We start from the raw sequence: 19,455 nt of genomic DNA, 5'->3' as shown, positions 1-19,455 counted from the left end.
CGATGCCCGACAGCCAGCCGCAGCCGCCCCGCTCGTCCTCGTCGCCGTCGGGCTCCCCGGGACGGGACGACGGGGCCCTGCTGCTGTGCGGGGCGCGGCTGACCGACGGGCGCACCGTGGACGTACGGCTGAGCGGCGGGCGGATCGAGGCGGTCGGCACGGCCGGCAGCCTGGGCGGCGGCACGCGCGCGCGGGGCGCCCGCGTGGACCTGACCGGCTACCTGCTGCTCCCGGCCCCCGCCGAGCCACACGCCCACGCGGACACCGCGCTGTCCGCCGACGCCGGCGGACCGGTCTCCCACGACCCCCGGGACGTCCAGCGCCGGGCCACCGAGGCCGCCCTGCTGCAGCTCGGCCACGGGGCCACCGCGGCGCGGGCGCACGTGCGCGTGGGGGACGTCCAGGGGCTCGGTGCGCTGCGGGCGGTGCTGCGGGCCCGGCGCGCGCTGCGCGGGCTCGTGGAGCTGACGACGGTGGCGATGCCGCGCGTACTGACCGGGGTGGCCGGGGCGGACGGGCTGGCGATGCTGCGGGACGCGCTGAAGATGGGCGCCTGTGTGGTGGGCGGCTGTCCCGACGCGGACCCGGACCCGGCGGGCTACGTCGAGGCCGTCCTGGAGGTCGCCTCGGAACACGGCTGCCCCGTCGACCTGCACACCGACGCCGCCGACCCGGCTCGGCTGGCCCGGCTCGCCGCCATGGCGGGCGGTCTGCGCCCCGGCGTGACGATCGGGCCGTGCGCCGGTCTCGCGCGCCTCCCCGCCGATCTGGCGGCCCGGACGGCCGACCAGCTCGCCGCGGCCGGCGTGACGGTGGCGTGCCTGCCCCAGGGCGGCTGCGGGGGCGTGGAGGGCCGCGGCACGGCGCCCGTACGGCTGCTGCGCGCCGCCGGTGTCCGTGTGGCGGCCGGGAGCGGCGCGCTGCGCGACGTGTCCAACCCCGTCGGCCGCGGGGACCCTCTGGAGGCCGCCTACCTCCTCGCCTCCTGCCACGGCCTGTCCCCCGAGGACGCCTACGACGCCGTCAGCGCCTCCGCGCGCGCGGCACTCGGCCTGCCGCCGGTCCGCGTGGAGGCCGGTTTCCCGGCCGAACTCCTGGCGGTCCGCGGAGTCCGGCTGGCCGACGCGCTCTCGCTCGGCTACAGCCGGATCGTGGTGCACGGGGGGCGCGTGGTGGCGCGGACGAGCGCGGTACGGGAGTACGGCAACTCGGCGGTGACGACGGAACGGGGGCTGCCGCGGCAGGGGCGGGGGGAGATTTCCTGAGGTCGGGATGGGGGAGCTTCCTGAGGGCGGGGCGGGGGCTTGCGCGGGCAGTTGGGCGCGCAGGGGTCGTGTGGCCGCGCGGCGAGGCGGTTGCGGGCGGCGAGGCATGGCGGTTCCGGGGCGTGCGGTGGGGCGGTTGCGGGTCGTGCGGCGGGGCGGTTGCGGGCCGTGGGGCGAGACGGATGCGGGCCGCGCGGCGCGGCGGTTCGGGCTCTTCCGACGCGGCGGTTCAGCGTCGTGCGGCGCGGGTGGTCGTCGGGGCGTACGGTCGAAGACATGCGCATTGTCATCGCTGGTGGACATGGTCAGATCGCGCTGCGGCTGGAGCGGCTGCTCGCCCGGCGCGGCTACGAGCCGGCGGGGATCATCCGCCGCGAGGAACAGGGCGACGACCTGCGGGAAGCGGGCGCCGAACCGGTGCTGCTGGACCTGGAGTCGGCCACGGTCGAGGAGGTCGCGGCACATCTGCAGGGCGCGGACGCGGCGGTGTTCGCGGCGGGCGCCGGGCCGGGGAGCGGGGCGGCGCGCAAGGACACCGTGGACAAGGGCGCGGCGGTGCTGTTCGCGGACGCCGCGGTCCGCGCGGGCGTACGGCGTTTCCTGGTGGTGTCCTCGATGGGCGCGGACCCGAGGCACGAGGGCGACGAGGTCTTCGACGTCTACCTGCGCGCCAAGGGCGAGGCCGACGCGTACGTCCAGGGTCTGGACGCGCTCGACTGGACGATCCTGCGCCCCGGTTCGCTGACGAACGACCCCGGGACCGGCCTGGTCCGTCTGGAGGCGCACACGGGCCGTGGCGCGATCCCGCGCGACGACGTGGCCGCCGTCCTGGCCGAGTTGCTGGAGACCCCCGCGACGGCCGGTCTGACCCTGGAACTGGTCGGCGGGTCGTGGCCGGTGTCCGTGGCGGTGAAGTCGGTCGCCGGCGAGTGATTCGCCGCGCGGCGGTCGATGGCCGGTGAGTGACCGCCGCGCGGCGGTCACGGCGGGTCAGAACAGGGGCAGCTGCCCCGGGAACTCGGGCACCACATAGCCGTCCAACGACGGCTGCACCGCTCCCAGTTGCGCCGGCCGGCGCGAACCCGGACAGGAGACCAGCCGCCCGTCCTCCCGGGCACCGGGCGGATCGTGCCGGGCGAACCGTCCGGCCACGACGGCGATCTCACGGCGGCACTCGGGACACGTTCTGCGACGGGACGACATGCCATCAGTGTGCCCGCGCGCGGCGGCGGCACCGTGGGGCCCACCACACCCGCCCGCCCCGCCCTCACAGGCGCGCATACGGAAACGAAAAGACCCTCCCTCTGCGTTTCCACAGAGAGAGGGTCTTTTCCGAAGTGGCGGCGCCAGGATTCGAACCTGGGAAGGCTGAGCCGGCAGATTTACAGTCTGCTCCCTTTGGCCGCTCGGGCACACCGCCGGGGTCGCTGCCGTTCGAACCGCTTTTCGGCGGTGCTCCCTGGCAACGACGTAAACAATACCCGATGCGGAGGGGTGCTTCGCCACCCGATTGATCGGCACTTGGAGGACGGGGGGTGGCTAGGCTTGTCCGGATGCGGTCCGGCACCCGCGCGGGGGCCGGCCGTCGACCCGCGTACGCCGCTACGCACCCGATTCGCACCCGATACAAGGAGCCACAGGACATGGCCGACTCCAGTTTCGACATCGTCTCGAAGGTCGAGCGGCAGGAGGTCGACAACGCCCTCAACCAGGCCGCCAAGGAGATCTCGCAGCGCTACGACTTCAAGGGCGTGGGCGCCTCGATCTCGTGGTCCGGGGACAAGATCCTTATGGAGGCGAACTCCGAGGACCGGGTGAAGGCTGTCCTCGACGTCTTCCAGTCCAAGCTGATCAAGCGCGGGATCTCGCTGAAGGCGCTGGACGCGGGCGAGCCGCAGCTGTCCGGCAAGGAGTACAAGATCTTCGCGTCGATCCAGGAGGGCATCTCCCAGGAGAACGCGAAGAAGGTCGCGAAGATCATCCGCGATGAGGGCCCCAAGGGCGTGAAGGCCCAGGTGCAGGGTGACGAGCTGCGGGTCAGCTCGAAGAGCCGGGACGACCTCCAGGCCGTCATCGCCCTGCTGAAGGGCAAGGACTTCGACTTCGCGCTGCAGTTCGTGAACTACCGCTAGGTCGCGGAGACCGGCGGATGTCGGGAGGGCGGGCGTCCGGTGCCCGCCCTTCTCCTGTGTGCGGGGGCGGCCGGCCCGCTCAGTAGGGTGCCGCCATGACGACGTCCCCCTCCGAACTGCGACGCACCCTCGGGGTGACCGATGCCGTGGTCGTCGGGCTCGGCTCGATGGTGGGCGCCGGGATCTTCGCCGCGCTCGCGCCAGCGGCCCGCGCGGCCGGCTCCGGGCTGCTCGTCGGGCTCGCCGTGGCGGCGGTGGTCGCCTACTGCAACGCCATGTCCTCGGCCCGGCTGGCGGCCCGCTATCCGGCCTCCGGCGGCACGTACGTGTACGGCAGGGAGCGGCTGGGACCGTTCTGGGGCTACCTCGCGGGCTGGGCGTTCGTGGTCGGCAAGACGGCCTCGTGCGCGGCGATGGCGCTGACCGTGGGCGCGTACGTCTGGCCGGGGCAGGCGCACGCGGTGGCGGTGGCGGCCGTGGTGGCGCTGACCGCCGTGAACTACGGCGGCGTACAGAAGTCCGCCTGGCTCACGCGGGCGATCGTGGCGGTGGTGCTGGCGGTGCTCGCCGCGGTGGTGGTCGGGTGCCTGGGGTCGGCCGAGTCCGATGCCGGGCGGCTCGACGTCGGCGCCTCCGAGGGCTTCGGCGGGGTGCTCCAGGCGGCCGGTCTGCTGTTCTTCGCCTTCGCGGGATACGCGCGGATCGCCACCCTCGGCGAGGAGGTGCGTGATCCCGCCCGCACCATTCCCCGCGCGATCCCGCTGGCGCTCGGCATCGCGCTCGCGGTCTACGCGTGCGTGGCGGTCGCCGTGCTGTCCGTGCTGGGCTCCGGCGGGCTCGCTCAGGCGACCGCGCCGCTGGCCGACGCCGTCCGCGCGGCCGGGCTGCCGGGCCTGGTGCCGGTCGTGCGGGCCGGGGCCGCCGTGGCCGCTCTGGGGTCGCTGCTGGCGCTGATTCTTGGTGTCTCCCGGACCACGCTCGCCATGGCGCGGGACCGGCATCTGCCGGGGGTCCTGGCCGCCGTCCATCCGCGTTTCCAGGTGCCGCACCGGGCCGAACTGGCGGTGGGCGCGGTGGTCGCCGTCCTGGCCGCCACGGTGGACGTGCGGGGTGCGATCGGCTTCTCGTCGTTCGGGGTGCTGGCGTACTACGCCGTGGCCAACGCCTCGGCCTGGACGCTGGACGCCTCCGCGCGCGCCCGGCTGGTGCCGGCCGTGGGGCTGCTCGGCTGTGTGGTGCTGGCGTTCTCCCTGCCGGGCGTGTCGGTCGCGGTGGGCGCCGGGGTGCTGGCGGTGGGCGTCGTGGCGTACGGCGTACGGCGGTGGTGGGCGTCCGCGCGGTGACGTCGCGCCTGCGACGGTGTGAGCGTCCGCGCGGTGATCGAACCCCTGCGGCGGTGGTGAGCGTCCGGTGCGGTGACTGTCGCCCCTACGACGGCGGTGGGCGTCCGCGCGGTGACCGTCGCCGTTGCGACGGGGTGAGCGTCCACGGTGTGACGTGCCCCTACGACGGCGGGCGCCCTTCGGGTGCGGCCGTCACCACGCCTTCGACGCGAACGGGCGGTCCGTGGGGACGATGTCGCGGCCCAGCGGCACCAGGGACACGGGTATCAGCTTGAAGTTGGCGATGCCGAACGGGATGCCGATGATCGTCAGGCAGAGCACGACGCCGGTCGCGATGTGGGCGAGCGCCAGCCACCAGCCCGCGAGGATGAGCCACAGGACGTTGCCGACGAGGGACGGGGCGCCGGCGTCGCGGCGTTCGACCGTGGTGTACCCGAAGGGCCACAGGGCGTAGACGCCGATGCGGAAGGCGGCTATCCCGAAGGGGATGCCGATGATCGTGATGCACAGCACCAGGCCGGCGGCGAAGTAGCCGAGGCACAGCCAGAGGCCGCTGAGCAGGAGCCAGATGATGTTCAGGATCGTCTTCACCGGTGGGGACCTGCCATCTGTTCCAGGCGGCGGATGCGCTCCGCCATCGGGGGGTGGGTGGAGAACATCCGGGACAGCCCCTGGCCGGGGCGGAACGGGTTCGCGATCATCATGTGGCTCGCCGTCTCGATCCGGGGCTCGGGGGGCAGCGGGAGCTGCTTGGTGCCCGCCTCCAGCTTTCTCAGGGCGCTGGCCAGGGCCTGGGGGTCGCCGGTGAGCTGGGCGCCGGAGGCGTCGGCCTCGTACTCCCGGGAGCGGCTGATGGCCAGCTGGATGAGGGAGGCCGCGAGCGGTCCCAAGATCATGATCAGCAGCATGCCGAGGAGGCCGGGGCCGTCGTCGTCGTCCGAGCGGCCGATCGGGATCAGCCAGGCGAAGTTGACCAGGAACATGATCACCGAGGCGAGGGCGCCGGCGACCGACGAGATGAGGATGTCGCGGTTGTAGACGTGGCTCAGTTCGTGGCCGATGACACCGCGCAGTTCCCGTTCGTCGAGGAGGCGGAGGATGCCCTCCGTGCAGCACACCGCGGCATTGCGCGGGTTGCGGCCGGTCGCGAAGGCGTTGGGCGCCTCCGTCGGGGAGATGTACAGGCGGGGCATGGGCTGGCGGGCCTGGGTGGAGAGTTCGCGGACCATCCGGTACAGCCCCGGGGCCTCGAACTCGCTGACCGGGCGGGCGCGCATGGCGCGCAGGGCAAGCTTGTCGCTGTTCCAGTACGCGTACGCGTTCGTGCCCAGCGCGACCAGGACGGCGACGACGAGCCCCGTACGGCCGAAGAAGCCGCCGATGACGATGATGAGTGCGGACAGTCCCCCGAGGAGTACTGCGGTCCTGAGCCCGTTGTGCCGGCGGTGCACGGTACGCCCTCCAAGTGGTGCAGCAGGGGAACCCTTTGCTTGCTGTGATCTCTCGTCGCACCGGAGTCGTGGTGTCACGTCCAGTGGACCCTCCCGCTCTGGTCAACGCCAGGCGGGGAGCACTAGTTCCCTTGTGCGTGCGGGGGCGCGGCTGGGCCGTCCGGGTGGCGCTGCCCGGACGGCTCCGAGGGGGGCGGGGTCAGAAGAGGCCGGTGTCGGTGAAGCGCAGCACCAGCTGGGGTGCGCCGGACAGGGCGATGCCGAGGACGGCGGTGACGGCGATCGCGGCCGTGACGGGCGCCGGGACGCGGTGCCGCGCGGGCTCTTCCTCGGGCGCGCGGAAGAGCAGGGCGGTCCACTGGAGGTAGTAGAACAGCGCGATCACGACGTTCACGGCCATGACCACGGCCAGCCAGCCCAGGCCTCCGTCGACGGCCGCGGAGAAGACGGTGACCTTGGCGAAGAGGCCGATGATGCCTGGCGGCAGTCCGGCCAGGCAGAGCAGGAAGAAGGCCAGCAGGAGGGCGGTGACCGGGTTCGCGGCGTACAGGCCGCGGTAGTCGGCGACGCGGTTCAGGGTCTTCGTACGGCCGACCAGGGCAGCCACCGCGAAGGCGCCGAGGTTGACCACGCCGTACATGAGGGCGTAGGCGATGGTGGAGCCGATCGAGCGCTCGGCGTCGTCGGAGTACGCGGCGGCGGCGATCGGCACCAGGAGGTAACCGGCCTGGCCGACGGAGGACCAGGCGAGCAGGCGGACCGCGCTGTACGCGCGCGTGGACTGCTGCCTGAGGGCGCCGACGTTGCCGACGGTCATGGTGAGGGCGGCGAGCACGGCGAGGGCGGGGCCCCAGACGTCGGCGTACGACGGGAGGGCGATGACGGTGACGAGGACGAGGCCGGAGAAGCCGACCGCCTTGCCGACGACGGACAGGTAGGCGGCGACCGGCAGGGGGGCGCCGACGTAGGTGTCGGGCACCCAGAAGTGGAAGGGCACGGCGGCCGTCTTGAAGGCGAAGCCGATCAGGGTGAGGACCACGCCGGTCTGGGCGAGGGTGTGGAGCTGACCGTCGACGCCCTGGACGCGCTCGGCGATGCGGGTCAGGTGGAGGCTGCCGGTGGTGGCGTAGAGGAAGCTGATGCCCATCAGGCTGACCGCGGTGGCCGTGACCGAGGACAGGAAGAACTTCAGCGCCGCCTCGGAGGACCTGCGGTCGCCGTGCTTGAGGCCGACCAGGGCGAAGGCGGGCAGGGAGGCGACCTCCAGGGCGACGATCAGGGTCGCCAGGTCGCGGGAGGCCGGCAGCAGGGCGGCGCCGGCCGCGGAGGAGAGCAGCAGGAACCAGAACTCGCCTTCGGGGAGTCCCCCGCGCGCGTCCTTGAGACCGGTGACGGACAGCAGGGCGGCCACCAGGGCGCCGCCGAGGACGAGCAACTGGAGGACGAGGGTGAAGCGGTCCGCGACGTAGCTGCACGCGGCGGGGTCGGTGGGCACGCAGAAGGTGGTGCGGTCGCCGTCCAGGAGGGGCAGCAGCATCAGCGTCGCGGCGGCCAGGCCGGCGACGGAGATCCAGCCGAGGAGCGGCTTGCGCTGCTCGGTCACGAACAGGTCGGCGACCAGGACGACGAGGGCGATCACGGCCGCGATGGTGGGCGGCGCGACGGCGAGCCAGTCGACGGACTGGATCAGCGACTCGGCGGCCGGCTGGGCCAGGGAGCTCATCGGGTGCCTCCTGCGAGGAGCTGCTGCACGGCCGGGTCCGTCAGGCCGAGGAGGGTCTTGGGCCAGAGTCCGGCGACGACGGTGAGGACGACGAGCGGCGTCCAGGCCGCGAATTCGTAACTCTGTACGTCGGTGAGCCTCGGCGTGTCCTGCGGGAGGGCGCCCATGCAGACCCGGCGGACCACGACCAGCAGGTAGGCGGCGGTGAGCAGGGTGCCGAACGCGCCGATCGCCATGAACGTGAGGAAGGCGGGGCGGCTGAGCCCGTCGGCGGGATCGAACGCGCCGAACAGCGCGAGCATCTCCCCCCAGAACCCGGCCAGGCCCGGCAGCCCGAGGGAGGCGACCGCGCCGAAGGCGAGGAGACCGCCCAGGCGCGGCGCCCGGCCGTAGAGGGCGGCGCCGGTCTCCTCGGCGAGGGTGTCGAGGTCGGTGCTGCCGGTGCGCTCCTTCAGCGCGCCGACGAGGAAGAACAGCAGGCCGGTGATGAGGCCGTGGGCGACGTTGGCGAACAGGGCGCCGTTCACGCCGGTCGGGGTCATGGTCGCGATGCCGAGCAGCACGAAGCCCATGTGGCCGACGGAGGAGTAGGCGATCAGCCGCTTCAGGTCGCCCTTCGCGCCGCGCCGGGCGAGGGCGAGGCAGGCGAGCGATCCGTAGATGATCCCGACGACGGCGAAGGCGGCGAGGTACGGCGCGAAGGTGCGGAAGCCGTCGGGCGCGACCGGGAGCAGGATCCGGACGAACCCGTACGTGCCCATCTTCAGCAGCACGCCGGCCAGCAGCACGGAGCCGACGGTCGGGGCGGCGGTGTGGGCGTCGGGCAGCCAGCTGTGCAGCGGCCACATCGGGGTCTTCACGGCGAGCCCGATCCCGATCGCCAGAACGGCGATGACCTGCACGGATGTGCTGAGCGACCGGCCGTTGTCAGTGGCGAGTGCCACCATGTCGAATGTGCCCGCTCGCAGGCCGATCAGGAGCAGGCCGAGCAGCATGACCACGGAGCCGAGCAGCGTGTAGAGGATGAACTTCCAGGCGGCCTCGGCCCGGCCCTCGCCGCCCCAGCGGGCGATGAGGAAGTACATCGGGATCAGGACCATCTCGAAGGCGAGGAAGAACAGCAGCAGGTCGAGGACGGCGAAGGTGGCGAGGGTGCCGGACTCCAGGACGAGCAGCAGGGCGACGAAGGCCTTCGGGGACGGGCCTGCGGGCAGCTTGAAGTAGCTGTAGAGCGCGCAGAGGAAGGTCAGCAGCGCGGTCAGGACGACGAGGGGGAGGGAAATGCCGTCGATGCCGAGGTGGATGCGCACGTCGAGCGCGGGGATCCAGCTGATGTCCGTCGTGGCCTGCATCTTCGACGGCTGGTCGTGGTCGAAGCCGAGCGCCAGGGCGATCGCGGCGATGAGCACGGCGCCGGTCACGGTGACGCCGTGGCGCAGCACGGCCTGCTCGGGCGACTTCCCCTTCAGTCCGGGCGGGGCGGGCAGCAGAGCGGCGGCGGCCCCGAGGAGCGGGCCGACCACGACGAACGCAAGAAGGAACTGCATCACGGACTCGCTGATATCGATCACGCCTGCTCACGCTCCCGCGGCGACGAGGACGGCGGCGACCACCAGGACGACGGTGCCGGCGAGCAGCGCGCTCACATAGGTCTGCACATTGCCGGTCTGCGCGCGCCGTACGGCGACGCCGAGCCAGCGGGGTAGGGCACCCGCGCCGCGTACGTAGGTGTCGACGACCTCGCGGTCGAGGAACCTGACGAGGCTCGCGCCGGCCCGGACGGGGCGGACGAAGAGCGTCGAGTAGACGGCGTCGACGTGGAAGCCGACGGCCGCGTGGCGGTGCAGCGGGCCGAGCAGCAGCCGTCCGGGGTCGGCGGGGTCGGGGGCCTGGGCGACGTCGCCGTAGGCGGGCGCGTGGCCGGCGATCGCCTCGGCCTCGACCTGGCCGGCGTCGCCCTCGGGGTGGGCGGCGACCGCGCCCAGGGGGACGCGGGCGGCGCGGGCGCCGGTGTGGCGCCAGGCGGCGTAGGTGACGAGGCCGCCGGCCAGGGCCAGTCCCGTGCCCAGCACGGAGGTGACCAGGGTCGGACCGAGGTCGCCGCCGTCGAACCAGCCCGGGAAGGACTGGTAGGCGAACCCGCCGAGGGCGAGGGAGGGGGCGGCGAGCACCCACAGCACGACCGTCATGGTGACGGGCTGCCGGCCGTGGTCGGGGGCCTCGGTGCCGTGGCCGCGGAAGGCGAGCAGCCACAGGCGCATCGCGTACGCGGCGGTGAGCAGCGCGGTGAGCAGGCCGACGACGAGGACGATCCAGCCCGCGGCGGCGGGCGCGTGCTCGGTGTGGCCGGCGGTGACGTGCTCGGCGGCGCCGAGGACGGACTCCTTGGAGAAGAAGCCGCTGAACGGCGGGATCGCGGCGAGCGCGAGGAGCGCCACGGTCATCGTCCAGTAGGCGTCGGGGACGCGGTCGCGCAGGTGGCTCATGCGGGACATGGCGGCCAGCGAGTTGGTGCCGGTGGCGTGGATGATCACGCCGGCGGCGAGGAACAGCAGCGCCTTGAAGGCGCCGTGGGACAGGAGGTGGAAGACGGCGGCGCCGCGGTCGGCGACGGCGAGGGCGCCGGTCATGTAGCCGAGCTGGCCGATGGTCGAGTAGGCGAGGACGCGCTTGATGTCGTCCTGGGCGAGCGCGGCGAGCGCCGAGCCCGCCATGGTGACGGCGGCCATCACGGCGAGGACGACCATCGCGGCCTGCGAGGCCTCGAAGACCGGGAGGAGCCGGGCGATGAAGTAGACACCGGCCGCGACCATCGTCGCGGCGTGGATCAGCGCGGAGACGGGTGTGGGGCCCGCCATCGCGTCGGGGAGCCAGGTGTGCAGCGGGAACTGCGCGGACTTGCCGGCGACCCCGGCGAGGAGCAGCAGGGCGATCAGCGTCGGATGGTCGATCGCACCGTTTGCGACGGCGCCGAGGATCCGGGTGATGCGGAACGACCCGGCGTCGGCGGCCAGCGCGAACAGGCCGATCAGGAAGGGGACGTCGCCGAGCTTGGTCACCAGGAAGGCCTTGAGGGAGGCGGCGCGGGCCTCCGGGGTCTCCCAGTAGTGGCCGACCAGGAAGTAGGAGCAGATGCCCATGATCTCCCAGCCGACGAGCAGCACCATCAGGTCGCCCGAGTAGACGACGAGGAGCATCGCGGAGGTGAACAGGGAGACGAGCGCGGCGTAGGAGGGGTAGCGCGGGTCCTCGCGCAGATAGCCCGTGGAGTAGATCTGCACGCAGGTCGCGACGAAGGCGACCAGGACGGCGACGAGCGCGGCGAAGCCGTCGATGTGCAGGGCCAGCTCGATGGGGACCGAGCCGGTGGGGGTCAGTTCCGTGGCGGCGTCGATGGCGTCGTCGCCGCCCTGGTGGACGGCGACGACCACGGCGAGGGCGAGCGCGGTGAGGGTCGGCAGGACCGCGAGGGGGCGGACGAAGCCGGGGGCGGTGCGGCCCAGCGCCAGGCCGGCGGCGGCGCCGAGGAACGGCAGGAGGGGGACGAGTACGGCGAGGGTGGTCGTGGTCACGCGGTGGCCTCAGCCTTCTCGGCACCCGTCTCGGTCGCGGGCGTGTCGGTCTCGTGGCCCTCCGGCTCGTGGCCCTCGGCGGTGTCGCGGAGCTTGTCGATGTCGGAGGTGCCGCGGTTGCGGTACACGGCGAGGACGATCGCCAGGCCGATGCCGATCTCGGCGGCGGCGATGGCGATGGTGAACAGGGTCAGGGCCTGGCCGGAGTGCAGGGTCTCCTCGGCGGCCCGGCTGAGCCAGACGTCGAAGGCGACCAGGTTCAGGTTGACGGCGTTGAGCATCAGCTCGACCGACATCAGCACCAGGATCGCGTTGCGGCGGGCGAGGACGCCGTACAGGCCGGTGCAGAACAGGAGGGCGGAGAGTACGGCGGGATAGGCGAGGTGCATCAGCGGACGCCTTCCTTCCCGTCGGCCGAGGCGGCGCCGGCCTTGGCCTTGCGGGACAGGACGATCGCGCCGACCAGAGCGGCGAGGAGGAGGACGGACAGGGCCTCGAAGGGGAGGACCCAGTTCTGGAACAGGCTCTCCCCGGTGACCTTGGTGGAGCCGGCCGCCGGGCCGTCCAGGTCGATCCAGGTCGTGCGGAAGGCGTCGACGACGACCCAGACCAGGGCGGCGGCCGAGGCGACGGCCACGGTGAGCGCGGCCCAGCGGTTGCCGGAGTCGGCGTCCGGTGAGCGGCCGATCGGGGCCTTGGTGAGCATCAGACCGAACAGGAGGAGGACGACGACGGACCCGACGTAGATGAGGACCTGCACCCAGGCGATGAACTCGGCGGTGAGCAGGAGGTACTCGACGGCGAGGCCGCCGAGGGTGACCACGAGCCACAGGGCGGCGTGCACGAGCTGCCGGGTGGTGACGGTGACGAGGGCGGCGCCGAAGGTGACCAGGCCGACGAGGAGGAAGGCGATCTCGACGCCGGTCGGGGAGAGGAAGCCGTGGATCTCGGCTGCGAGGGTCATTCCGTGCCCTCCTGCTTCGGCCTCGGCTGGTCGGTCTGCTGCTGTGAGTCACCCTGCGGGCGGGTGGGCCGCTCGGCCGCGCGGGCCTGCTCGTCGGCGTGGGCCCCGGTGGCCGGGGGCTGCTGCTGGGCGGCCAGTTTCTCCGCCGTCTTGCGGGCGGTGGCCAGCTCCTTCGGCTCCTCCGCGCCCGGGTCGAGGGCGGGCGGGGCCGGGACGGTCCACATCCACTCGCGGAGCTTGTCGCGCTCGTGGGTGAGGTCGCGGATGTCGGTCTCGGCGTACTCGAACTCCGGGGACCAGAACAGGGCGTCGAAAGGACAGACCTCGATGCAGATACCGCAGTACATGCAGAGCGAGAAGTCGATGGCGAAGCGGTCGAGGACGTTGCGGCTGCGTTCGCGGCCGCCGGGGGTCGCCGCCGGGATCGTCTCCTTGTGGGAGTCGATGTAGATGCACCAGTCCGGGCACTCGCGGGCGCAGAGCATGCAGACCGTGCAGTTCTCCTCGAACAGGCCGATCACGCCGCGGGTGCGGGGCGGGAGGTCGGGCTGGACGTCGGGGTACTGCTCGGTGACGGTCTTCTTCGTCATCGTGCGGAGGGTGACGGCCAGGCCCTTGGCGAGGCCACTGCCGGGGATACGGGCCATGGTTACTGGATCACCACCTTCACGATGCCGGTGAGGGCGATCTGGGCGAGGGAGAGGGGGACGAGGAGAGTCCAGGAGAGCTTCTGGAGCTGGTCCTCGCGCAGGCGGGGGTAGGTGACGCGGAGCCAGATCACGAGGAAGGCGAGGACGGCCGTCTTCAGCAGGGTCCACACCCAGCCGAGGCCGTCGGCGCCCCAGGGGCCGTGCCAGCCGCCCAGGAAGAGGACGGTGGTCAGGCCGCAGAGGACGACGATCCCGGCGTACTCGGCGAGGAGGAAGAGGGCGAAGCGCAGGCCGGTGTACTCGGTGTACGCGCCGAAGATGATCTCCGAGTCGGCGACCGGCATGTCGAAGGGCGGGCGCTGGAGTTCTGCGAGGCCCGCCACGAAGAACACGATCGCGCCGACGATCTGCCAGGGCAGCCACCACCACTCGAAGGCGTCGAGGATGCCGGGGATCGACACCGTGCCGGCCGCCATCGCCACCGAGGCGGCGGTGAGCAGCATGGGCAGTTCGTAGGCGAGGAGCTGGGCGGCGGTGCGCAGACCGCCGAGGAGGGAGAACTTGTTGGCGCTGGCCCAGCCGGCCATGAGGGAGCCGAGGACGCCGACGCCCATCACGGCGAGCACGAAGAAGACGCCCGCGTCGATCACCTCGCCGACCGCGCCCTCGCCGGGACCGATGGGGATGGCGAGCAGGACGAGCAGATACGGCAGGAGAGCGACGGCCGGGGCGAGCTGGAAGATACGGCGGTCCGCGCCCGCGGGGACCACGTCCTCCTTCTGCGCGAACTTCACGCCGTCGGCGACGAGCTGGGCCCAGCCGTGGAAGCCACCGGCGTACATCGGGCCGAGGCGGCCCTGCATGTGGGCCATCACCTTGTGCTCGGTCTGGCCGATGATCAGCGGGAAGGTGAGGAAGACGCCGAAGACGACGAGGAGTCGCAGGGCGACGTCGAGCACGTCGTTCACCGCTGGCCTCCTGAGGGGTCTTCGGGGGTGTCGTCGGGGGTGTTGGCGGGGCTGTTGTCCGGGGTGCGTTCCGGTGCGGCTTCCGGAGTGCCGGGTTCCGAGTCCGGAGACTCCGGCTGCTTCGGCTCCGACTGCTCCGGCTCCGGCTGCCTCGCCTGCTGAGGCTGCTCCGGCTCCGGCTTCGGCTCGGTCTCCTCGAACGCCGGGCGGGCGTGGTGCCACGGGGCGTCCGGGCTGCGGGGTGGGACGGCGGGCCGGGGCGGCGGGGTTTCCGCCGCCTCGGCGCGCTGGGTCGCGGAGCCCTCGCTCGCGCTGCGTGCGCGCCGGGGCGTGCCCTGGCGCTGCGACGCCGAACCCTCGCTCGCGCTCCGGGCGCGGCGCGGGGTGGCGGCGGGAGCCGACGGGGTCTGCGGCTCGGCCGCTGCACCCGTCGCCGGGCGCTGGGAGGCCGAGCCCTCGGACGCGCTGCGGGCGCGGCGCGGGGTGGCGGTGGCGGGCGTCTCGGCGGCGGCACCGGCTGCCGCGCCCGCGCCGCCCGCACCCCCCGCTGCGGCTGCGGCCTGGCTCGCCGAGCCCTCCCCCGCCGTGCGCGTGCGCCGTACCGGGCGGTCACCCGCGGCGGTGGCGCGGCCGGCGGCGCGGGCCGGGCGGGCGGGGGCAGGGGGGAGCTGGCCCTTGAGGGGGCCCCACTCGTTGGGGTCGGGGACGCCCGGGGGCAGCATCTGGCGGCGCTTGGGACCGCCGTGCTCGGACTCCCCCGGCTCCTTGGCGCCCGGCCACGCCTTGGCGACGCGGGCGGCGAGGACGAAGTCCTTGCGCAGGGGGTGGCCCTCGAAGTTCTCGGGGAGGAGGAGGTGGTCCAGGGCGGGGTGGCCCTCGAAGGAGACGCCGAACATCTCGTGGGTCTCGCGCTCGTGCCAGGCGGCGCCCGCGTAGACGCCGACGGCGGAGGCGAGCACGGGTGCCTCGTGCGGCACGGTCGTACGCACCAGCAGGCGGCGTACCGGGGACAGCGCGACGACGTGCGCCGAGACCCGGAAGCCGGTGCCCGGTTCGTCGACGGCGCTCAGCCAGTCGAAGTAGGTGCAGCCCAGCTCGTCGCGGGCGGTGCGCAGGGCCTCGGTCCAGGAGGCCGCCGGGACGTCGACGGTCAGGACCTCGTACGACTCCGCGGCCGTGGCGTCGGGGCCGAACAGTTCCTCGGCGGGGGCGGGCAGCCAGCCGACCGCAGTCATCGCGCGTCCCCCTCGGTGGCCGGGGGCCGGACCAGCCCGCTCTGCAGGGCGGCGGTGGAGGGGCGGGCCGGTTCGGTGCCGTAGCGCTCGCCCAGCGACTCGCGGGCGATCTTCTCCTGGAGCTTGAGGATGCCCTGGAGCAGCGCCTCGGGGCGGGGCGGGCAGCCGGGGACGTACACGTCGACGGGGATGATCTGGTCGACGCCCTTCGTCACGGAGTACGAGTCCCAGTAGGGGCCGCCGCAGTTGCTGCACGCGCCGAAGGAGATGACGTACTTCGGCTCGGGCATCTGCTCGTAGAGCCGCTTCACGGCCGGCGCCATCTTGTCGGTGACCGTGCCGGACACCACCATGAGGTCGGCCTGGCGCGGGCCGGGCGCGAACGGGATCACGCCGAGGCGGATGAAGTCGTGGCGGGCCATCGACGCGGCGATGAACTCGATCGCGCAGCAGGCGAGACCGAAGTTGAAGACCCACAGCGAGTAGCGGCGGCCCCAGTTCAGGACCACCTTCATCGGCTCCGGGGCGAGGCGGGCCAGCGCGCCCAGCCGCTTGGGCTCGGGCAGCAGGACGGGCTCCGGTGTCGGAGCGGACTCCGTGGCCGGGGCGGACCGCGGGGTCGGAGCGGGCTCTCGGGTCACGTCCATGTCAGGACGCCCTTCTTGTACGCGTACAGCAGGCCGACGGCGAGGAAGCCGAGGAAGAGGAACATCTCGACGAGGGTGGCGGCGCCGTAGCCGGAGTCGGCGAAGACGGTCGCCCAGGGGAAGAGGAAGATCGAGTCGACGGCGAAGATCACGTACAGGAAGGCGTAGACGTAGTAGCGGACCTGGGTGTGGGCCCAGCCCTCGCCGACGGGGTCGACGCCGCACTCGTACGTCAGCAGTTTCTCGTGCGTGGGCACGACGGGGCGCAGCAGCCGGCCGGCCCCGAAGGCCACGGCGACGAAGAGCACACCGATGGCGGCGAGCAGTCCGACGACGGAATAGGACTGGAAGTAGTCCGCCGCGACGACCACAGCCGGTTCGACGGTCGGTTCCCGCACGTCCGTCTCCTCGCTCCCTGACCTCTACGTTCTCCGAACAACCTAGAACAACTCTGCGCTCTGTTCGAACGGTGTTCGATCTCGAACGATCTGTACGCAGGCGAGTCTAGGGCCTGTTAAAGAGGCCGTAAGCAGCCCGTCACACCTTGAGATGCGGGGTGGGGTTTTCCCCCGGCCGGGCTCGGCGGCGCACCTCATGGCGCTACCGGGCGCCGCCCGGCACGCTAGCCGATATGACCGAACACTTCCCGCCGCCGAGCCCGGAGACATCGGCGGCATCGGCGACAGCCGCATCCCGCGACGACGGCGACGATCGCCCGCCGCCTGCCCGGCTCGCCTACGACGCTCACACCTGGAAGGAGATCGCGTATCTCCTGACCAACCTGCCGATGGCCCTGGCGGGCTTCGTGTATGTGGCCACGGTGCTGTTCACCAGCGCTTTCCTGACCGTCACCGTGATCGGGTTCCCGCTGCTGGCGGCCGGGCTGATGGGTGCGCGGCAGCTCGGCAAGGCGGAGCGGGCGCGGGCCCGGGCGCTGCTCGGGCTGCGGATCGACGAGCCGAGCCCGCTGCCGCTGCGGGCGCGGGGCGGCCACGGGGGCGGCGGTGTCTTCGGTCAGCTGTGGATGATGCTGAAGGACCCGGTCGGCTGGCGGACCGTGCTGTACGACTTCATCCGGCTCCCCTGGGGTGTCCTCACCTTCACCCTGACGCTGACCTCGCTGTTCGTGTTGTGGCCGGTGCTGCCGTTCATAGCGCGGGGGCTGGCCAACGCGGACCGGGCGATGGTGCGGGGGCTGCTGTCGCCCTCCGACGAGCTGGAGCGCCGTATCGCCGAACTGGAGTCCGACCGCGGGGTCGTGGTGGATACCGCCGCGGCCGATCTGCGGCGGATCGAGCGCGATCTGCACGACGGCGCGCAGGCCCGGCTGGTGGCGCTGGCCATGGGGCTGGGCCTGGCGAAGGAGAAGCTGCTTGAGGACCCGGACGCCGCGGCGGTGATGGTCGAGGAGGCGCACGGCGAGGTGAAGCTGGCGCTCCAGGAGCTGCGGGACCTGGCGCGCGGCATCCACCCGGCCGTCCTCACCGACCGGGGCCTCGACGCGGCGCTCTCCGCGGTCGCCTCCCGCTGCACCGTGCCCGTGAAGGTGACCGTCGATCTGGCCGAACGGCCCGCCGAGGCCATCGAGGGCATCGCCTACTTCACCGTCTCCGAGCTGCTGCAGAACGTCAGCAAGCACAGCGCGGCGACCTCCGCGTCCGCCGAGGTGTGGCGGTCCGGGGACCGGCTGCTGATCCAGGTCGGCGACAACGGCCACGGGGGCGCGCGGCTGGACGGCGGGAGCGGTCTGCGGGGGCTCGCGGAGCGGCTGGACGCGGTGGACGGGCTGTTCGTCGTCGACTCCCCCGAGGGCGGGCCGACGCTGGTCACGGCCGAGCTGCCGTGGCGCGACCGGCCGCGGGGCTGACCGCGCCGGGGGCCGCGGGGGTAGCCGCGCCGGGACCGCAGAGGTAGCCGCGCCGGGGCCACAGGGGTAGGGAAAACCCCCCTTCCGAGACGCCGACGGACTCCATGGTTCGCGCGCCCGCGGCCCAGCAGGGTGGAGATACGACACGCACCCCACGCGGGACGATCCGAGACCAGACGAGCAGAACGGGGCGAGCCGATGGCCACCGAGTACGGCCGGGAGTACGGCGACGGCAGCGGGTACGGGCACGGATACGGGCGGGAGGACCGGCGGCGCGGCGGGGCGCGGCTGCTGCCGGCCGGGCTGCGGGCGCCGTTCGAGCCGCGTGCCTGGCGCGAGTTCGCGTATGTGCTGCTCGGCCTGCCGATCGGCGTGCTGCTCTTCACGTACGCCGTCACGATGCTCTCCCTCGGGGCCGGGCTGCTGGTGACCTTCCTCGGCGTTCCGGTGCTGGCGGCCGGGCTGGCCGGGTGCCGGGGTCTCGGCGCGCTGGAGCGGACGCGGGCGCGGGCGCTGCTCGGGATGAAGGTGGCCGACCCCGAGCCGCTGCGGGTGCGCAAGAGCGGCCTGTGGGCGTGGATGGGGGCGGTCCTCAAGAGCGGCACGTCCTGGCGGCATCTGCTGTACGCGGTGCTGCACTTCCCGTGGGCGGTGTTCTCGTTCGCCGTGGCGGTGTCCTTCTGGACGTACGGCTGGGCCCTGCTGACGTATCCGCTGTGGTTCTGGCTCTTCCCGATGTACGGCGGCCAGGACGGGCTGCAGCTCTACGGTGACGAGACCCACCGCATCTACCTCGACAACCCGTTCGAGATCACCGTGACCGCGCTGGTCGGACTGCTGTTCACGCTGGCCACGCCGTGGGTCGTGCGGGCGCTGACGACGGTCGACCGGCTGCTGGTGCGGGGACTGCTCGGGCCGTCGCGGCTGGTGTCGCGGGTGGTGGAGCTGGAGTCCGACCGCGGGGTGGTGGTGGACGGCGCCGCGGCCGATCTGCGGCGTATCGAGCGCGATCTGCACGACGGCGCGCAGGCCAGGCTGTCGGCGCTGGCCATGGATCTGGGCCTGGCGAAGGAGAAGCTGGCGGAGGATCCGCAGGCGGCGGCGCGGCTGGTGGACGAGGCGCACGGCGAGGTGAAGACGGCGCTGCGGGAGCTGCGGGACCTCGCGCGCGGCATCCACCCGGCGGTCCTCACCGACCGGGGCCTCGACGCGGCGCTCTCCGCGGTCGCCTCCCGCTGCCCGGTGCCGGTGCGGATGGAGGTCGACCTGCCCTCGCGGCCGGCGCCCGCGATCGAGGGCATCGCCTACTTCACCGTCTCCGAGCTGCTGCAGAACGTCGGCAGGCACAGCGGGGCGCGGTCGGCGTCCGTGGACGTCTGGCGGTCGGAGAACCGGCTGATGCTCCAGGTCGTGGACGACGGCGTGGGCGGCGCGGACCCCGCCGGCGGGACCGGTCTGGCCGGGCTCGCGGAACGCCTCGACGCCGTCGACGGAGTCCTCGTCGTCGACTCCCCGCCCGGCGGCCCCACCCGGGTGACGGCGGAACTGCCCTGGCGCACCTGAGCCGGGCGCCCCGCCCCTGCCGCGCACCCGCCCCCGCCCCGACACTCCGCCCCGAAACTCGTCCCCACCCGTCCT

The 19,455-nt window shown here is 73.0% G+C and carries 19 protein-coding genes and 1 tRNA gene; 6 read left to right on the top strand and 14 right to left on the bottom strand.

What is annotated here, in order from left to right; translation table 11 throughout:
• Nucleotides 1–2: 2 nt before the first annotated feature.
• Entirely contained in the window at nucleotides 3–1,265 is a 1,263-nt protein-coding gene (locus tag ACIG0D_RS15820) for an amidohydrolase family protein (RefSeq protein WP_399800638.1), read from the top strand.
• A gap of 276 nt (nucleotides 1,266–1,541) precedes the next feature.
• Nucleotides 1,542–2,198, top strand: a complete 657-nt coding sequence (locus ACIG0D_RS15815) for an NAD(P)H-binding protein (protein WP_399800635.1) — start codon at nucleotides 1,542–1,544, stop codon at nucleotides 2,196–2,198.
• A gap of 57 nt (nucleotides 2,199–2,255) precedes the next feature.
• On the opposite strand, the gene ACIG0D_RS15810 is transcribed toward ACIG0D_RS15815, so the two are convergent.
• On the bottom strand, nucleotides 2,256–2,468 hold the full coding sequence (locus ACIG0D_RS15810) for a hypothetical protein (protein WP_166001464.1): 213 nt from the start codon (nucleotides 2,466–2,468) through the stop codon (nucleotides 2,256–2,258).
• Nucleotides 2,469–2,603: 135 nt separating this feature from the next.
• A tRNA-Tyr gene (locus ACIG0D_RS15805) sits at nucleotides 2,604–2,685 on the bottom strand.
• 223 nt (nucleotides 2,686–2,908) lie between these two features.
• Between ACIG0D_RS15805 and ACIG0D_RS15800 the strand changes: the two genes are divergently transcribed.
• Together ACIG0D_RS15800 and ACIG0D_RS15795 are read left to right on the top strand one after the other, a co-directional pair.
• Nucleotides 2,909–3,397 carry a YajQ family cyclic di-GMP-binding protein gene (locus ACIG0D_RS15800; RefSeq protein WP_166001462.1) on the top strand — a complete coding sequence of 163 codons (489 nt, stop codon included), beginning with the start codon at nucleotides 2,909–2,911 and terminating at the stop codon, nucleotides 3,395–3,397.
• Between the two features lie 95 nt (nucleotides 3,398–3,492).
• Nucleotides 3,493–4,740 (top strand): APC family permease, encoded by a 1,248-nt coding sequence (locus tag ACIG0D_RS15795; protein WP_399800633.1) that lies wholly within the window; start codon nucleotides 3,493–3,495, stop codon nucleotides 4,738–4,740.
• 192 nt (nucleotides 4,741–4,932) lie between these two features.
• On the opposite strand, the gene ACIG0D_RS15790 is transcribed toward ACIG0D_RS15795, so the two are convergent.
• From ACIG0D_RS15790 to ACIG0D_RS15735, 12 genes are all read right to left on the bottom strand, one after another.
• Nucleotides 4,933–5,331 (bottom strand): YccF domain-containing protein, encoded by a 399-nt coding sequence (locus ACIG0D_RS15790; RefSeq protein WP_399800631.1) that lies wholly within the window; start codon nucleotides 5,329–5,331, stop codon nucleotides 4,933–4,935.
• Nucleotides 5,328–6,191 (bottom strand): zinc metalloprotease HtpX, encoded by an 864-nt coding sequence (gene htpX, locus ACIG0D_RS15785; RefSeq protein ID WP_399800629.1) that lies wholly within the window; start codon nucleotides 6,189–6,191, stop codon nucleotides 5,328–5,330. Before htpX ends, ACIG0D_RS15790 begins: the two co-directional genes overlap by 4 nt.
• Before the next feature lie 199 nt (nucleotides 6,192–6,390).
• Complete coding sequence (locus ACIG0D_RS15780) at nucleotides 6,391–7,914, bottom strand: NADH-quinone oxidoreductase subunit N (RefSeq protein ID WP_399800626.1); 1,524 nt, start codon at nucleotides 7,912–7,914, stop codon at nucleotides 6,391–6,393.
• The gene (locus ACIG0D_RS15775) at nucleotides 7,911–9,485 is read right to left on the bottom strand and encodes a NuoM family protein (protein WP_399800624.1); all 1,575 of its coding nucleotides are present in this window, start codon (nucleotides 9,483–9,485) and stop codon (nucleotides 7,911–7,913) included. The genes ACIG0D_RS15780 and ACIG0D_RS15775 overlap by 4 nt, the downstream gene beginning before the upstream one ends.
• A gap of 6 nt (nucleotides 9,486–9,491) precedes the next feature.
• Nucleotides 9,492–11,486 carry an NADH-quinone oxidoreductase subunit L gene (locus tag ACIG0D_RS15770; RefSeq protein WP_399800621.1) on the bottom strand — a complete coding sequence of 665 codons (1,995 nt, stop codon included), beginning with the start codon at nucleotides 11,484–11,486 and terminating at the stop codon, nucleotides 9,492–9,494.
• Nucleotides 11,483–11,875, bottom strand: a complete 393-nt coding sequence (gene nuoK, locus ACIG0D_RS15765; RefSeq protein ID WP_365760105.1) for an NADH-quinone oxidoreductase subunit NuoK — start codon at nucleotides 11,873–11,875, stop codon at nucleotides 11,483–11,485. The genes ACIG0D_RS15770 and nuoK overlap by 4 nt, the downstream gene beginning before the upstream one ends.
• Nucleotides 11,875–12,450, bottom strand: a complete 576-nt coding sequence (locus tag ACIG0D_RS15760; protein ID WP_399800618.1) for an NADH-quinone oxidoreductase subunit J — start codon at nucleotides 12,448–12,450, stop codon at nucleotides 11,875–11,877. Before ACIG0D_RS15760 ends, nuoK begins: the two co-directional genes overlap by 1 nt.
• Entirely contained in the window at nucleotides 12,447–13,097 is a 651-nt protein-coding gene (locus ACIG0D_RS15755; protein ID WP_399800615.1) for a NuoI/complex I 23 kDa subunit family protein, read from the bottom strand. Before ACIG0D_RS15755 ends, ACIG0D_RS15760 begins: the two co-directional genes overlap by 4 nt.
• A gap of 2 nt (nucleotides 13,098–13,099) precedes the next feature.
• On the bottom strand, nucleotides 13,100–14,068 hold the full coding sequence (locus tag ACIG0D_RS15750; RefSeq protein WP_399800613.1) for an NADH-quinone oxidoreductase subunit H: 969 nt from the start codon (nucleotides 14,066–14,068) through the stop codon (nucleotides 13,100–13,102).
• Nucleotides 14,065–15,303 (bottom strand): NADH-quinone oxidoreductase subunit C, encoded by a 1,239-nt coding sequence (locus tag ACIG0D_RS15745; protein ID WP_399800611.1) that lies wholly within the window; start codon nucleotides 15,301–15,303, stop codon nucleotides 14,065–14,067. The genes ACIG0D_RS15750 and ACIG0D_RS15745 overlap by 4 nt, the downstream gene beginning before the upstream one ends.
• Nucleotides 15,300–15,950 (bottom strand): NADH-quinone oxidoreductase subunit B family protein, encoded by a 651-nt coding sequence (locus tag ACIG0D_RS15740; protein WP_365760095.1) that lies wholly within the window; start codon nucleotides 15,948–15,950, stop codon nucleotides 15,300–15,302. The genes ACIG0D_RS15745 and ACIG0D_RS15740 overlap by 4 nt, the downstream gene beginning before the upstream one ends.
• Nucleotides 15,941–16,348, bottom strand: a complete 408-nt coding sequence (locus tag ACIG0D_RS15735; RefSeq protein WP_365760093.1) for an NADH-quinone oxidoreductase subunit A — start codon at nucleotides 16,346–16,348, stop codon at nucleotides 15,941–15,943. The genes ACIG0D_RS15740 and ACIG0D_RS15735 overlap by 10 nt, the downstream gene beginning before the upstream one ends.
• Nucleotides 16,349–16,581: 233 nt before the next feature.
• On the opposite strand from ACIG0D_RS15735, the gene ACIG0D_RS15730 reads away from it, so the two are divergent.
• Together ACIG0D_RS15730 and ACIG0D_RS15725 are read left to right on the top strand one after the other, a co-directional pair.
• Nucleotides 16,582–17,817, top strand: coding sequence for a sensor histidine kinase (locus ACIG0D_RS15730; protein WP_399800607.1), 1,236 nt, complete (start codon nucleotides 16,582–16,584; stop codon nucleotides 17,815–17,817).
• A gap of 198 nt (nucleotides 17,818–18,015) precedes the next feature.
• Entirely contained in the window at nucleotides 18,016–19,380 is a 1,365-nt protein-coding gene (locus ACIG0D_RS15725; RefSeq protein WP_399800604.1) for a sensor histidine kinase, read from the top strand.
• Nucleotides 19,381–19,455 lie beyond the last annotated feature (75 nt).

The organism is Streptomyces sp. NPDC052773 (assembly GCF_044547145.1).
GTDB lineage: Bacteria > Actinomycetota > Actinomycetes > Streptomycetales > Streptomycetaceae > Streptomyces.
Note: the sequence above shows the minus strand (reverse complement) of the source record. Positions and strands in the feature narration are given on the sequence as shown.

What these genes read in the sequence shown, in the direction of transcription:
- ACIG0D_RS15820 (WP_399800638.1), top strand. Translation starts at nt 3, where the DNA reads ATGCCCGACAGCCAGCCGCAGCCGCCCCGCTCGTCCTCGTCGCCGTCG.
- ACIG0D_RS15815 (WP_399800635.1), top strand. Translation starts at nt 1,542, where the DNA reads ATGCGCATTGTCATCGCTGGTGGACATGGTCAGATCGCGCTGCGGCTG.
- ACIG0D_RS15810 (WP_166001464.1), bottom strand. Translation starts at nt 2,468, where the DNA reads ATGTCGTCCCGTCGCAGAACGTGTCCCGAGTGCCGCCGTGAGATCGCC.
- ACIG0D_RS15800 (WP_166001462.1), top strand. Translation starts at nt 2,909, where the DNA reads ATGGCCGACTCCAGTTTCGACATCGTCTCGAAGGTCGAGCGGCAGGAG.
- ACIG0D_RS15795 (WP_399800633.1), top strand. Translation starts at nt 3,493, where the DNA reads ATGACGACGTCCCCCTCCGAACTGCGACGCACCCTCGGGGTGACCGAT.
- ACIG0D_RS15780 (WP_399800626.1), bottom strand. Translation starts at nt 7,914, where the DNA reads ATGAGCTCCCTGGCCCAGCCGGCCGCCGAGTCGCTGATCCAGTCCGTC.
- nuoK (WP_365760105.1), bottom strand. Translation starts at nt 11,875, where the DNA reads ATGCACCTCGCCTATCCCGCCGTACTCTCCGCCCTCCTGTTCTGCACC.
- ACIG0D_RS15760 (WP_399800618.1), bottom strand. Translation starts at nt 12,450, where the DNA reads ATGACCCTCGCAGCCGAGATCCACGGCTTCCTCTCCCCGACCGGCGTC.
- ACIG0D_RS15755 (WP_399800615.1), bottom strand. Translation starts at nt 13,097, where the DNA reads ATGGCCCGTATCCCCGGCAGTGGCCTCGCCAAGGGCCTGGCCGTCACC.
- ACIG0D_RS15745 (WP_399800611.1), bottom strand. Translation starts at nt 15,303, where the DNA reads ATGACTGCGGTCGGCTGGCTGCCCGCCCCCGCCGAGGAACTGTTCGGC.
- ACIG0D_RS15740 (WP_365760095.1), bottom strand. Translation starts at nt 15,950, where the DNA reads ATGGACGTGACCCGAGAGCCCGCTCCGACCCCGCGGTCCGCCCCGGCC.
- ACIG0D_RS15730 (WP_399800607.1), top strand. Translation starts at nt 16,582, where the DNA reads ATGACCGAACACTTCCCGCCGCCGAGCCCGGAGACATCGGCGGCATCG.
- ACIG0D_RS15725 (WP_399800604.1), top strand. Translation starts at nt 18,016, where the DNA reads ATGGCCACCGAGTACGGCCGGGAGTACGGCGACGGCAGCGGGTACGGG.